General features: G+C 60.0%; 9 protein-coding genes. 4 read left to right on the forward strand and 5 right to left on the reverse strand.

The genetic code is table 11. The features are described 5' to 3' along the window. Positions 1 to 121: 121 nt before the first annotated feature. From N2602_RS15680 to N2602_RS15690, 3 genes are all read right to left on the reverse strand, one after another. Positions 122 to 4,759 (reverse strand): DUF4082 domain-containing protein, encoded by a 4,638-nt coding sequence (locus N2602_RS15680; RefSeq protein ID WP_260383194.1) that lies wholly within the window; start codon positions 4,757 to 4,759, stop codon positions 122 to 124. Positions 4,760 to 5,097: 338 nt separating this feature from the next. Next, on the reverse strand, positions 5,098 to 5,340 hold the full coding sequence (locus tag N2602_RS15685; RefSeq protein ID WP_172789646.1) for an acyl carrier protein: 243 nt from the start codon (positions 5,338 to 5,340) through the stop codon (positions 5,098 to 5,100). Further along, positions 5,327 to 7,201, reverse strand: a complete 1,875-nt coding sequence (locus N2602_RS15690) for an HAD family hydrolase (RefSeq protein ID WP_260383195.1) — start codon at positions 7,199 to 7,201, stop codon at positions 5,327 to 5,329. Before N2602_RS15690 ends, N2602_RS15685 begins: the two co-directional genes overlap by 14 nt. Before the next feature lie 133 nt (positions 7,202 to 7,334). Here N2602_RS15690 and N2602_RS15695 point away from each other — a divergent pair, with 133 nt between their 5' ends. Both N2602_RS15695 and N2602_RS15700 read left to right on the forward strand, forming a co-directional pair. After that, entirely contained in the window at positions 7,335 to 7,958 is a 624-nt protein-coding gene (locus tag N2602_RS15695; RefSeq protein WP_260383196.1) for a GNAT family N-acetyltransferase, read from the forward strand. A gap of 75 nt (positions 7,959 to 8,033) precedes the next feature. Beyond that, positions 8,034 to 8,432, forward strand: coding sequence for a VOC family protein (locus N2602_RS15700; protein WP_172789649.1), 399 nt, complete (start codon positions 8,034 to 8,036; stop codon positions 8,430 to 8,432). Here the strand turns inward: N2602_RS15700 and N2602_RS15705 are convergent. Next, positions 8,429 to 9,511 carry a hypothetical protein gene (locus N2602_RS15705; RefSeq protein WP_246709121.1) on the reverse strand — a complete coding sequence of 361 codons (1,083 nt, stop codon included), beginning with the start codon at positions 9,509 to 9,511 and terminating at the stop codon, positions 8,429 to 8,431. The two genes, N2602_RS15700 and N2602_RS15705, sit on opposite strands and share 4 nt — an antisense overlap. A gap of 362 nt (positions 9,512 to 9,873) precedes the next feature. Between N2602_RS15705 and N2602_RS15710 the strand changes: the two genes are divergently transcribed. Beyond that, positions 9,874 to 10,095 carry a hypothetical protein gene (locus N2602_RS15710; RefSeq protein ID WP_172789650.1) on the forward strand — a complete coding sequence of 74 codons (222 nt, stop codon included), beginning with the start codon at positions 9,874 to 9,876 and terminating at the stop codon, positions 10,093 to 10,095. 55 nt (positions 10,096 to 10,150) lie between these two features. Here the strand turns inward: N2602_RS15710 and N2602_RS15715 are convergent, their stop codons facing one another. Beyond that, entirely contained in the window at positions 10,151 to 10,495 is a 345-nt protein-coding gene (locus N2602_RS15715) for an H-NS family nucleoid-associated regulatory protein (protein ID WP_172789651.1), read from the reverse strand. Between the two features lie 923 nt (positions 10,496 to 11,418). Here N2602_RS15715 and N2602_RS15720 point away from each other — a divergent pair. Next, on the forward strand, positions 11,419 to 12,108 hold the full coding sequence (locus tag N2602_RS15720) for a response regulator transcription factor (protein WP_260383197.1): 690 nt from the start codon (positions 11,419 to 11,421) through the stop codon (positions 12,106 to 12,108). Positions 12,109 to 13,191 lie beyond the last annotated feature (1,083 nt).

Genomic DNA, 13,191 nt, shown 5'->3' on the forward strand with positions numbered 1-13,191 from the left:
TGGGCTGCGCCGGCGGGACGCCTGAGCCAAGCGTGCAAGTGCGGTGTTGGCATCGGCTCTGTCGTGCCCCGTTGACCTACACAAGTCTTTCAAGCTGCACCTTCTCCAGGCGCGCCCGCCGTCATGACGCCGCGAGGCCCAGCGCGTTGGGGGCGGCCGAGGGGTCGACCCAACGTCGGATCGTGCCGTCGTATATGTCGGCGCCGTAGAGCCAGCCGTCGGGCCCCTTCTGTAGATCTACAATGCCCGGCACGGTGTCCACCAACTGGACGGTTGCGACCTGGCGGCTCGCATTCAATGTCGCGGCGAAGATCGTTCCATTGTAGACGTCATCGAAGAACATCGTGTTCTGATTGTAGAAGTCTCCCGCGGTGATCACATGGGCATTGTCTGGCGCCCCGTGGCTGAGAGGCAGGATCGGGAACACGGCAGGCGGATCGGACAAATTGTTGCGGTTGCCATTGTTGTAGAAGGTGATCGCCTGAGCGAGATTCTGATAGCTGGCTGTTCTGTCCGGACCTTCAAAGTAGGGCCATCCGAAATTGGAGCCGGCGGGACCGGTATCGATCTCTTCCCAATTGTTCCAGCCGACGTCTCCAAGCACAGGCAGATTCGTGACGGGATCGAAGCTGAAGCGGTAGGCGTTGCGGACACCGTAGTAGAACACTTTCGATTGATTGCTGTTTGGATCGCTGGCCTGATAATACGGATTGCCCGGCGCTCCCTCACCCGTGACGGGATCGATCCGCAAGAGCTTGCCCGAGAGATTGTGGATGTCCTGGACCCGCACTGCGCGGGGATCGACGAAGTTGTACGACGTGCCATCCCCGACCGTGAGGTAGAGGTAACCGTCGGGCCCGAAATGAACGGCACCGATCGAATGCGAGTCGCTGTCGGTCGCAAGATAATCACGGATGTTCTGGTTCTGGATGCCGGACCTGTCGGGATCGTTGTCCTGCGCTCCTGTCTCGATCTGGCTCACGGGAGCCGTGATTGTGGTGCCGTTGACGATCCCGGAAGGAGCGATGCTGGGATCACCTCCGCTGTTTGCGTCGGGACGGCTGGTATAGGCCCATACGCTGTTCTTGCCGACCAGCACCACTTTACTGGCTGGATCGGCAATCATTGTGGTGGGGTCGACGGTGACTCTCACCAGACGACTGGGTCGGTTGCCGCCCCCATCGGCCGCCGCGAGACCGCTCTGGGTCGCCGTCTCGGGCGGATCATAGGTGTAGAGCAGGTAGACGTAGTGGTTACTTGCGAAATTCGGATTCACCGCGATTCCCAGCAGCCCGCGATCGCCGAAATCGTTCACTTCACTCGCGAGGTTGATGAGCGGAGTCGATCGCAATGTGCCGTTGTCCACCACGCGCACCACCCCGTCCTTCTGCGCGATCAGCATGTAGCGGCCGTCGGGCGTCCAGTCCATCGCCGCAGGCTGGTTCAGACCCGTCACCGCTGTCTCGCCCACCAGGTTGCCGAGAGCGGGGTTGTCATTATCCAGGATCTTCACTGTCGTCGTCGCCTGGGATCCGAGAGTGGCGCCCGTCGGGTTGCTCAAGGTGACGGTGAAGGTCTCGTCGTTCTCCGGAGTCGTATCATTGACGATCGGCACAGAGATGGTCTGGCTCGCCTGTCCGGCGGCAAAGGTCACCGTGCCTGATGTGGTCGTGTAATCGGATCCCGCGAGTGCGCTGCCGCTGCTCGTCGTGAAGCCGACCGTTGCTGCTTGATTGACGGGCCCGCTGCGCAGCAGCGTGATCGTCGCGGTCGGACTAGTCTCTGCAACACTCAGCACAACGTCAGCCATTGCGATTGTAGCGGGTGAGTCGTCGTCGATGATGGTCACGAGCACAGTGCGTGGAGCTCCGAGGGATCCGGAGCCGGGATTTTGAAGTCCGACAGCGAACGTTTCGTTGCCCTCGGTCAGTTGATCGTTGACGATGGGGATGGTGAAGCTCTTGGTGCTCTCTCCCGGTTGGAACACGATCTGGCCGGTGTTCGCCCGACCATTGAAGGTGGGCTGGATAAAGTCCGATCCGGCCGTCGCACTTCCGCCTGCGCCGACTTCGTTCGTCGTGTACTCAACGGTGTTTTGAGACTGGAGGTCGCCGGAGCGGGTGACGGTGACGGTGACCGTGCCGGCCGCTTCACTGACGTAGATCGTGGAAGTGTTGAGCAGAGCGATGACGTTGGACGGGGCGAACACGACGTCGCGGAAATAGTTTGCATTCTGATAGACGTTGGTGGGGAAGACGCCCGCGCTGTAGTCGAACACGCCAGCGCCGACGGGCGCGTTCAGGCCGCCGTTGCTGATGCCGGACGCGAAGCCCTGGGTGGTGGAGACGTAGTAGCTGTTGATGTTGACCGAGACCACGTAGGTCGTGCCGGCCGCGATGGTGAGCGGCGTGGCCAGCGCCTGCTGCTGCCAGCCCGATGTGCTTTCGTTGGTGAACGTGACGGTCGCCAGCTCCTGGCCCGTGGCCGACCAGATGTGGCCGACATGGGTGCCGGTCTCGTTCGAGGCCTTGTAGTACCGGATCGCCTGGATCACGCCGGACGTGTCGGCGGTGAAGCGCATCCCCAGCTCATAATCCGCCCCAATTCCGTCGGTGGCATTGGTGTTGGCCGGCGTCTGGGTGGTGAACAGGGTGGTGGTGGCACTGGCGGCTGCAACGATCGCCGTGGCCGCGCTGGTTGTGTTCTCGTTGGTGCTGAGCAGATCTGTATAGGTGGCATTCACCCGGATCCGCTTGCCGACAAGGCTGCTGTCGAGGGTGAGGCTCGCGGTCGTGGCGGACAGATTGGTCCAGGTGGTGCCGTCGGGGCTACTCTGCCAGCGATAGGTGATGTTTGCCGGGACGCCGTCGGGGTCCGTGACGCTGGCCGTCAGCGTCTGGTTCTGGGTCGCCGTGCCGTTGATCGTGACGACACCGACGTCGTTGACATTGGCCACTTTGGTGGCGGTCGCAGCGCTCACTGGGGTCTCGCTGCTGCCCAGCTGGTCCGTGTAGAAGGCGGTGACACGTACGAAGCTGCCGACCTGGGCCTGCCCGAGGGTCAGTGTGCTCGCCGTGGCGCCCGTGATGTTGCTCCACGTGGTGCCGTTCGTGCTTTGCTGCCATTGATAGGTGACGGTGGCCGGCACGCCATCGGCATCGCTCACGGTCGCGGTCAAAGTCTGGTTCTGCGTCGGGGTCCCGCCGACGCTCACCGTACCGGGGTGATTGTTGGGCGTCGAGGAGCTCGCAGCGAACACGACGTCGCGGAAATAGTTTGCATTCTGATAGACGTTGGTGGGGAAGACACCCGCGCTGTAGTCGAACACGCCAGCGCCGACGGGCGCGTTCAGGCCGCCGTTGCTGATGCCGGACGCGAAGCCCTGGGTGGTGGAGACGTAGTAGCTGTTGATGTTGACCGAGACCACGTAGGTCGTGCCGGCCGCGATGGTGAGCGGCGTGGCCAGCGCCTGCTGCTGCCAGCCCGATGTGCTTTCGTTGGTGAACGTGACGGTCGCCAGCTCCTGGCCCGTGGCCGACCAGATGTGGCCGACATGGGTGCCGGTCTCGTTCGAGGCCTTGTAGTACCGGATCGCCTGGATCACGCCGGACGTGTCGGCGGTGAAGCGCATCCCCAGCTCATAATCCGCCCCAATTCCGTCGGTGGCATTGGTGTTGGCCGGCGTCTGGGTGGTGAACAGGGTGGTGGTGGCACTGGCGGCTGCAACGATCGCCGTGGCCGCGCTGGTTGCGTTCTCGTTGGTGCTGAGCAGATCTGTATAGGTGGCATTCACCCGGATCCGCTTGCCGACAAGGCTGCCGTCGAGGGTGAGGCTCGCGGTCGTGGCGGACAGATTGGTCCAGGTGGTGCCGTCGGGGCTACTCTGCCAGCGATAGGTGATGTTTGCCGGGACGCCGTCGGGGTCCGTGACGCTGGCCGTCAGCGTCTGGTTCTGGGTCGCCGTGCCGTTGATCGTGACGACACCGACGTCGTTGACATTGGCCACTTTGGTGGCGGTCGCAGCGCTCACTGGGGTCTCGCTGCTGCCCAGCTGGTCCGTGTAGAAGGCGGTGACACGTACGAAGCTGCCGACCTGGGCTTGCCCGAGGGTCAGTGTGCCCGCCGTGGCGCCCGTGATGTTGCTCCACGTGGTGCCGTTCGTGCTTTGCTGCCATTGATAGGTGACGGTGGCCGGCACGCCATCGGCATCGCTCACGGTCGCGGTCAAAGTCTGGTTCTGCGTCGGGGTCCCGCCGACGCTCACCGTACCCGGGTGATTGTTCGGCTTCTTCGAACCGGCCGTGTACACGACGTCGCGGAAATAGTTTGCATTCTGATAGACGTTGGTGGGGAAGACACCCGCGCTGTAATCGAAGACGCCGGCGCCAACGGGCGAATTCAGGCCGCCATTGCTGATGCCCGACGCGAAGCCCTGGGTGGTGGAGACGTAGTAGCTGTTGATGTTGACCGAGACCACGTAGGTCGTGCCGGCCGCGATGGTGAGCGGCGTGGCCAGCGCCTGCTGCTGCCAGCCTGATGTGCTTTCGTTGGTGAACGTGACGGTCGCCAGCTGCTGGCCCGTGGCCGACCAGATGTGGCCGATATGGGTACCGGTCTCGTTCGCAGCCTTGTAGTACCGGATCGCCTCGATCACGCCGGAGGCATCAGCTGTGAAGCGCATCCCCAGCTCATAATCGGCCCCAGTCCCGTCGGTGGCATTGGTGTTAGCCGGCGTCTGGGTGGTGAACAAACTCGCCATTTTGTTCTCCCGCGCAGTCGAATTCCCGAACTTGGTGATTTACAAACCAAACGGCAGACAGTGCATTTAAACCAAATTAAGATTAAATGTGTCTCATTCTTTATTGCACTTGGGAAGCAGCCAGCGTGAGCAAGGATGTCAATTTCTCTTGAAGGATGTAGTCGCTGTCGGCCTCTACTCAAGAAAAGCTGGTTGGCGGGCGTCCGCTCGCTCTCAGACGAGCGGTCGCCGGGGCGGCTTTGCGAAGCGGTGCGGAGTACGCCGACAGATTGGGGTGCGAGACACCAAAAGCGGCGGTGCGCCACGTATTCCCGCGTTTTACCCTCGAGGTCCACCTTTTATGGTTCCATCCGCTTCGCGATCAGGTCGGCGAGCTCACCCAGGTTCCGCGCCGCCTCGACCTCGCCAATGCGAAAGCGGACGCGAAACTTCTGCTCGACGGCGATCACGAGCGAGATCTGCATGAGCGAGTCCCACTCATCGACATCCGCCGCCGAGAGCTCGGGCGTGGCCGCGACCTTCTCGAGGAAGATGCCGTCGAATACCTCCTGCAACTTCGCTAATACTTCAGCCTGCATCATAAGCTCTCCGGGCCACATCTATCATTGTCGAACGCAACTGATACTTTCTCACCTCCAGCTCGAACACTTTTCGGGCTGCGGAGTCTTCCGTACGCGCGAAACCAAACTCCTCGTAAATTTCCGCGACGATACCGTTCTTGGTTGTCGGAAGATAAATGCCGCGTACTGTCGTGCAACCAGCCACCTCTGCGAGCCGAAAAATCTCATTCATGATCTCGTCCTCGACCTGGCGCTTCAGCACGCGGCAGCTCATGAGCCAGGTATCGAGAACGAAGACGCCGCCCTCGATCTTTGCAATGACTACGGAGATGAGCCCGGAATCACCGAACCTATCCTCGAGCCGCATCGTGAAGCACCGGTAGTCCAGCCTTCCTAGGAGTGCCTGGATCTCAGTCTCGGACCGACGGATCGTCGTCAGGTTGAACTGGTTGCTGCGCGCGATCAGCTGGGCGATGCGGGGAACGTCGAGCGAGTCGAACTCTTTGATCGTGCCTCGCATCTCAAGCGAGGCGAGGTAGGCAGGCATGTCGGTTACGCTCGCTGCGAGCTCCGTACGTCGCCGTTCTTGCCTGTACTGCGCCGTCCGTTCGAGATCCTCCTCGGTGACGGTCCGTGGCTCGAAATGACGTCCGGCCTGGATGCGAACGATGAATTCGGCGGGGTCCGGCCCGAGGAGTACACCTGTAACCAAGGGCTGAAACTGGCGCACGATCTCGATTTCCGCCGGGTTGTCGTCGGCAAACACGAAGCTGTCCAGGCCAAGGCGGAGTTCCTCCGCGATCCTCTGCAAGTTGTCGGACTTCGGGTCCCAATTGGCTTTGAAGGCCGCGAAGTGCTCCAGCCGGAGAACCATCTCGGGATGCTTCTCGAATACCTGGATTGCGCGTGCATGGTCGTTCTTGCTGCATACCGCAAGCAGGACGCCGCGTTGGGAAAGTCCAAGCAGGTATCTCTGGAAAGCCTTGAAAGCTTCACCGCGGGGGGATGAGTCGCCAAGCTCGATTCCCTCGATACCGTCTTCCGCGATCACGCCGCCCCATAGCGTGTGATCGAGGTCGATTGCCAGGACCTTCTTGGGGCCCTGCTTCCGGGAGGCGATCAGATGGCTTAGCTCTTGCGCAATGTCGACGAGAAAGTCAGGTGAGCCGAGCTGCTTCGATTCATACCACGCTCGCGCATCCGCCGCGGCTGAGATCCCCCGGCGCGCCGAGAGGAACTCGACGTCGCAGATCTGCACTTCAGCTGGGGCCCGAAGCCCGAGCTCGAGATTGACCGCCTTTCGGAAACTCCAGTCGGTGCCAAGCGTGCGTGAACGAAACGAGCCGAGATCGAGGTCGCCGGGCAGCGCAAGGTTGGCGAGGATCGCCGCCGCACCGGAGCGCGCGGTGAAAGTCTGCGCGAGGTTGAGGAGGTGCTCGGCGGCGCGGACTGCGGCTTCGCGCTGATGTTCGACGGCATCGAGGAGCGAGCCGGAAAACCGGGAGTGGCTCGCGTTCGGCAGTATGAAGGCGAGATCCGGCCTGAAGGCGTACAGTGAGCTCGAGCCGTCAAGGATCTCCGAGACGAAATTATCGTACTCGCCGAGGAAACGTTCGCACTCGATCCCACGAATGGCCAGGAGATGTTCAACCAGTTCGTGCAACGGATAAAGGTTGTAGCCGCCTATCAGGGCGAGGCGGAGTCTTGGCTGGACGCTTTCGGGTGCATAAAGCTTCGCCTTTTTTCGAAGCGTCGACAGAAAGAGCAGCTCGGAGAAGCTCGTCGCTTGCCGCGAGCGCGCGACAAGATGCCCCCAGAACGTGGCATCGCCCGACAACGCCCGGGACTTGAGTTCGGCATCATTGATGGGCCGGTCCGGCACGGGTACTGCAGCGAGAATGGCGAGCCTCCGTCAGAACAGCGGCATCATTTGATTGTCCTTCACATTAAATGATGATAAGGTTCTGGTCAATTAAATGTATTTAAATTACACATTATTAGGGTGTAATAAATAGATGGTGGCGAATATCAGACCGAAGCCGGTGAGCCCAAGCACGCTTTCCACCAAGGCTGAGAATCTCAAGCAGCTTCCCGGAGGAAATAACCTGCTTCTCCGAGAGGTCCGGCTGGAGGACTCCGCGCAAATCATCGCTTGGCGGAATGATCCCGTTCTCGGCAAGTTCCTGACTCGCGAGAAGCTGACCTTGGCTCAGCAGGAAGAGTTTTTCCGGAAATATCAGGCGAGAGTGGACGATTACTATTTCATTGCCGAATTCAAGCGCTCGAAGAAGCCGGCTGGCAGCATCGCGCTTGCGAACCTGGATTTCGCGGCGGGACAGGGCGAAGTTGCGCGGTTGATCGTCGATCCTGGCGCGCGCCTCTTTTTGGCAGAGATATTCGACCTTTTACTCGAATTCGCGTTCGAGCAGCTGGAGCTTACGGCCGTCGTGGCCAACGTTCAAAGCAGGAATAAGGCCGCGAAGAACTTTCATATCCGCCTCGGCTTCCAGATTAAAAAGGTTGCGCCGAAAGCTTGGTGGAACGGCGACGACGTGATTACGTTTCGGATGTCGCGCGCAGACTATCCACGGCTAAAACAGGTCTGGTCGGCGCTGCTCCTCGATGCACGAGAAAGTTAACTGTCGGAGCAACCGGCCAGATTCCGTTCGACGCCGCCCGTCTCCTTTGGCCGGCAGGGAAGGGAGGAGCAGCGCATGGACTTGCGCTTTCATCACGTGGGAATGGCGTGTCGAAAGATCGCGGCGGAGCTGCCCGAGCTCGCAGTCGTTGGTTACAGTGCTGAAGGCCCCATGTTCGAGGACCCGATCCAGCAGGTTCGGATTCAGTTTGTATCAGGCGGCGGTCCGCGCCTGGAGCTCATTGAGCCGGCCGGCGCACAATCGCCGGTGGCGGGTATCTTGAAGCGCGGCAGCAAATTCTATCATCTTGCTTACGAAGCGGCTCGCTTCGACGACGCGATCGCCAGCTTCAGGGCGCAGCAGTATCTTCCTGTATCGTCACCCGCGCCGGCGGTCGCGTTCGACATGCGCCGCATAGTGTTTCTTGCCTCCGCGACGCTCACGCTCGTTGAGCTCATCGAGGCGAGGACCTAGCGCGAATTAGCGATTGATCCGGATGCTGGGGTAACGATTTGCGCGAATCCGTCAGACGAGACAGATCCGCTGCGCCGAACCCATTCAGCAGCGCGCAGGCCGCCGGCCTGCAGTCTCACGACCGGCTCGGGGCCAAGCTCCGACAGTAGAATGCCCATGTGCCCCAATCCCGGAGGCGTTGTTGGCCAAACGCCCAACCCGTTTGCTGACAATACGGTTCGATCCATGTCGCCCCAAAACTGCACGACAATGGCGCCAGCGGGCGCGCACGCAGCGAGGTGAGCTGCTTCCGGCGAACCGATGCGAGGCTCAGCCGTCGGTCTCAGCGCGACGATGATTGCGTCCCATTGGTCGCGATAGAGGGTCTGGACGTCCTCGAAGACGTCCACGCTCGCTCCGGAGCTCGCCAGACCGGAGCGAAGCGAGCCAATGAAGTCGTTGTCGCACAGCAGAGCAATGCGATTCTTGTAAACGGATAAACCGCTATCGTGCAGTTGCTTCACGCACAGCGGACCGAGAAACGAGAAGACATCGACTGACGGGTGACGTTCGTTCACGCCGACGATTGGAATTCCGCGCCGCAAGCATGCGTCCATGTCGAGGTCCTCGGAGCGAAATTCCCAGGCCTCGAACATCAAGGCGATGACGGCCTCCCTTGGCAGCTCATCAATAAGCGCGGCGGTAAGAGGCCGAAGATGGCCGCTGTTGGTTATGATGTCCGTTTGATGGAGGATATCCGGGGTGATCTGCTCCAGGATGTCGATGCGATTGGCCACACCGACCGAATCTGCGAGCTTGAGGGTCTGTTCCCTGGCCTCAGCTGAGGTGCCGTGCCGCGTAGTTTTCGTAAAGGCATAGACCTGCCTGGCTCCGGCCATCGCCGCAAGAACGGCCGTCACGGCATACGCGCCGGTCGCAGCCTCGGTGAGAACCGTTAGTTCCGAAAGGTCTAAGAGAGTTTCGGTGAGGGCGCGGCCCATCAGGGCGCCCAGACGTGGCAATGAGAAGCCTGGTCGGAAGGTGGTGTCGAAGCGAGACCGCAATTGCCCGAATGCTACACCGGCCTCGGCTCCGATCATGAACTGCCCCTCGTTCTCGCCAGTTGGGAAGTGGTCGTTTGGGCGCATGTGCCGGGACTGCTCTAGCCTCGTTTTGTGCCGAAGCGGCGGCTAAAGAGGTGCCGTATCATTTAATGTATTTAAAATTATAATAGCTCTAAGAGCGCCCTGTGCATATAAGGCGTTTGGTATAAGCTGCTTCCGAATCTCGCTTTGCGCAGGAGCTCACCTCAACGCTCTGCGCGCGACGGGAGCGTCGGCACGCGATAGCTCTTAAGATGTCGTTTGCGGGCAGACAATTTAAACGGGGATTAACATATTTAACTTGCGACGCATCCAAATCAGCTTATTTTCTATCCTCGACCATCGCAGGGATAGCGCCGATGAACCCGCTCGACTCCAACAGTGAAGACCGCCGTGAGTTCTTGAGAAGCTGCGGAAAATTTGCCGCCGTCACTCCTCCCGTGATGACGCTGCTGCTTTCGACCTCTCTGACCTCGACCGCCATCGCTAGTTCTGGCGGAAAACTTGTGCAGGGCAACAATGGCAAGGGTAACCTTGGTAGCGACGGCAGTCCTAACGGGAAAGAGGACGTTACTCGCTAAAGTGGCGCCTGCGGCCCCGGTCCCGCCACCGCCGTCCCGGTGACGGGTTGGAGGTTCAGCCGGCCCGGCGGCGCCTTTGCCCGGACGGGCGGTCAATCAGAAGGTCATTCAGCTTCTTGCCGGCTCGAAGCTGGGCTTTCAGCCATCGGGGTTGCTTACCGCGACCGGACCAAGTTTCGGACGGATTCTTGGGGTTCTGGTATTTCGGCAACACTGGAGGGTAGGGGCGCCGAGGACGTTCCCCGTTCTGGGCCGAAGCGGCCGTCCCCTCAATCTTGCGAAGCCGCTCTTCGAGCTTGGCTTTTTCCGCGGTCATCCTGCGACTAAGAACAGCAGTGACCTCATCGTAAAGTCGCCACAGCTCAGCTGTGGTCATGGATGCCCAGTCATCGTTCTCCATGGAAGCCGTCCCCACTACCTCCGAACCGAAACAGGAGGGGGGATTATCAGGTCAAACCGGGGTCCGGCAAGCACGATCCACCCGTGCCGCTGCGCCAGCGTGCAACGTGGTGGTCGGAGTTACCGGCTGGGCCCCTGCCTCCGAACCAGCGGTCGCTTTGCCCTCCGCCCCCGGACTCGTCGCCTTGGCGCAAGCAATCGCTGCTCGGCCTTCAACACGCGGCTACGTAAGTTCTGCAATTCAGTGAATTGAACGATGAGAGCCTGATGAGTTTGACGCAAAACTGCTGAAGAATACATGTGACCACCTTACTCATTGCCAACGATGCCCTCCATGACCGCTCGTTGAAGTTGCCGACGAATATGCAGCTCCAATTTGGGTGACCGGTTTTCATCGTTGCTACACACTTGGCTGCGCAACGCAGCCATTTTCCTGCTTCATTGCCCGGCTTCGCCTTGATGAATAGTATTACTTTTCCTCCTTTCAGAAGCGCGGCTTTTGAACGGTCTCGCGTTCGTCGAAATTTCGTCGAATGTTAGATTTGAATCGTGAATAGCCCAATATATCGTTGGTAATAACGGTGCCAACGAAGTTAATTGAATGTTGACCATCATGACACCTTAGCTGATCGGTGCCCCGACGACATTCTCTGGGGGAATTTGTTGATTTAATCTATCAGGCGTTGTCGAAAGTGCGTCGCTTTCGTCGAGGAGCTTGCAGCCTTGAATTTTGAGCACCGCATTCTTACGGTGCTGCGCGCAATTGCCGGTCAAGTTACCGTGGCGCAGTCGTCGAATGTTGGGCTGTCCAGGATTTGAGGCGGTGTGACGCTTTGGCCGAGCGGACTGGTCATCTTCGCGTTTCGAAGAAATTGTTGGATTAAACGGCCGCACGGGGGGTTGTTAGCGATAGGCAGGGGAAGCATGCACCGCACCAGAATTGTCATCGCGGATCGACATCCGATCGTCTTGCAAGGGATCAGGAGCGTTCTTGCGACGCAGCGTGATTTCACGATCGTTGCGTCCTGCAGCGATGGTGCAAGCTGCAATGAGGCAATCCGATTCCTTGTGCCGGACGTCGCACTTGTCGACGCTGCGCTGCCCGATGTCGGCCGGCAGCTGATCCTCGCTCGTGCGAACGATTCAGGCCCAGGACCCGCGGTAGTCTTCTTCGCCGGTGTCGCGGCCGATTGTGAGTTGCAAAGGCTGGCCTTGGAGGGCGGCTGTATCGTCCTCTCGAAGGATTCGGATGCCGAAATGCTGGTCTCAACCCTGCGGAAGGCCGCCCAGGGCCAAGCAGCGGTCTCGCCGAGCGCCCGGCCAGCCAAAGATGAGGCCTGCCCCGATGAGAAGCTCCTGACACAACTGACGGACCGGGAGCGGCAAATCATGCGGCTCGTGTCGGAGGGTCTATCGAATAAGGAGATTGGACGTCGGTTGAACCTTGCCGACGGTACGATCAAGGTCCACCTTCATCATATCTTCCAAAAGCTGGACATCAGCAATCGCACGGTTCTCGCGGCATTGGCGATTTCGCGAAACGAGCTGCATGCCGCGTCACGTGAGATGGATCTCCCTGATCTGTTGCGTCAGGATCCGGCGAGCGTGAAATGATGAGGGTGTCTGGCTTCTTCCGGAGCGTGCGCGGGGGGTTATCGTGGCGCCAGATGCCCAGCCATGTCGCTGCAGGCGTCTTCGGCCTCGGCTAACGTTCGAAAGGGCGAGCCGCCAATCTTGATTGCGGCCTGGTTTTTGTGGAGCGGACGCCAACTCGCCAAATAGCCGGCGCGTCCATGAAAGCCGGGGCCTCTCGGGCTTTCGAAGCTGATCACGAACGAGAAGCCCTCGCTAGTCGCGCTCCAGATCTCCATGTCCCGGACGGACCGATGGAATTGCAGTGGCATCGTCATGATCCGTTGCAATCGAGCTCCGCGCTCGACTTCCGTTAAAAACAAATTAATCGCATTAAATGGCGAGCGCAACTCCGAAACGGCGCCCGACAGGCAGGAGTGAGCCAGGAAGTGCAAGAACGAGCACGGAAATTGCCGACGATCAGCTGATGGCGCACGTTAAATAACGTCAGCAGCATAAAGAAATTATCGGTTGAAAGTGTATTTAATATATAATACCGTAAATAGAATTTTAAACCAAGGAGAGCGTGTTGTGACCCGGGACGGTAACGAAGATGACGACCGGCGGGCGTTTTTGAAAACCTGCGGAAGGTTTGCGGCCGTGACACCCCCAGTGATGACCCTGCTTCTGTCCACTTCCCTGACCTCGAGAGCCATTGCAAGCTCGGGGGGGCTGCATGGAGTGACGCGGAAGGACGGGAGGCAGTCGTCGTTCTTTGACAACGACCGGTCGTCCGTATCAGGGCCGGGGAGCTCCAGCGGCGGGTCATCAGGGGGCGGGGGAGCCCCTGCTGGATCATCTCGCGCCGGAGGGGTAGCCGGCGGTGGCGGATCCAGCGGTAGCGGTGGGTCTGGCGGTGGCGGAGGCAGTGCGAAAGGGCCTTTCGCAACCGGCGGCTCTGGAATTCCAAACGCAACTGGAGGGCTCGATTGCGCAGACGAAGAAAACGAGGAAAAGCGCAAGGCCGATTGCCCGGGAGCTAACACGAGGATTTCGAGTGCGACCGAGTCCGGCCGATAGCAGTCTTCTCAGCCCATGCGTGAGCCTGCGGGCCACCGCATGGCT

Source organism: Bradyrhizobium sp. NC92 (assembly GCF_025200865.1).
Taxonomy (GTDB): domain Bacteria; phylum Pseudomonadota; class Alphaproteobacteria; order Rhizobiales; family Xanthobacteraceae; genus Bradyrhizobium.

Bases quoted from the DNA above. Each gene is read 5' to 3' on its own strand.
- N2602_RS15680 (WP_260383194.1), bottom strand. From the start codon at position 4,759: ATGGCGAGTTTGTTCACCACCCAGACGCCGGCTAACACCAATGCCACC.
- N2602_RS15685 (WP_172789646.1), bottom strand. From the start codon at position 5,340: ATGATGCAGGCTGAAGTATTAGCGAAGTTGCAGGAGGTATTCGACGGC.
- N2602_RS15695 (WP_260383196.1), top strand. From the start codon at position 7,335: ATGGTGGCGAATATCAGACCGAAGCCGGTGAGCCCAAGCACGCTTTCC.
- N2602_RS15700 (WP_172789649.1), top strand. From the start codon at position 8,034: ATGGACTTGCGCTTTCATCACGTGGGAATGGCGTGTCGAAAGATCGCG.
- N2602_RS15705 (WP_246709121.1), bottom strand. From the start codon at position 9,511: ATGATCGGAGCCGAGGCCGGTGTAGCATTCGGGCAATTGCGGTCTCGC.
- N2602_RS15710 (WP_172789650.1), top strand. From the start codon at position 9,874: ATGAACCCGCTCGACTCCAACAGTGAAGACCGCCGTGAGTTCTTGAGA.
- N2602_RS15715 (WP_172789651.1), bottom strand. From the start codon at position 10,495: ATGGAGAACGATGACTGGGCATCCATGACCACAGCTGAGCTGTGGCGA.
- N2602_RS15720 (WP_260383197.1), top strand. From the start codon at position 11,419: ATGCACCGCACCAGAATTGTCATCGCGGATCGACATCCGATCGTCTTG.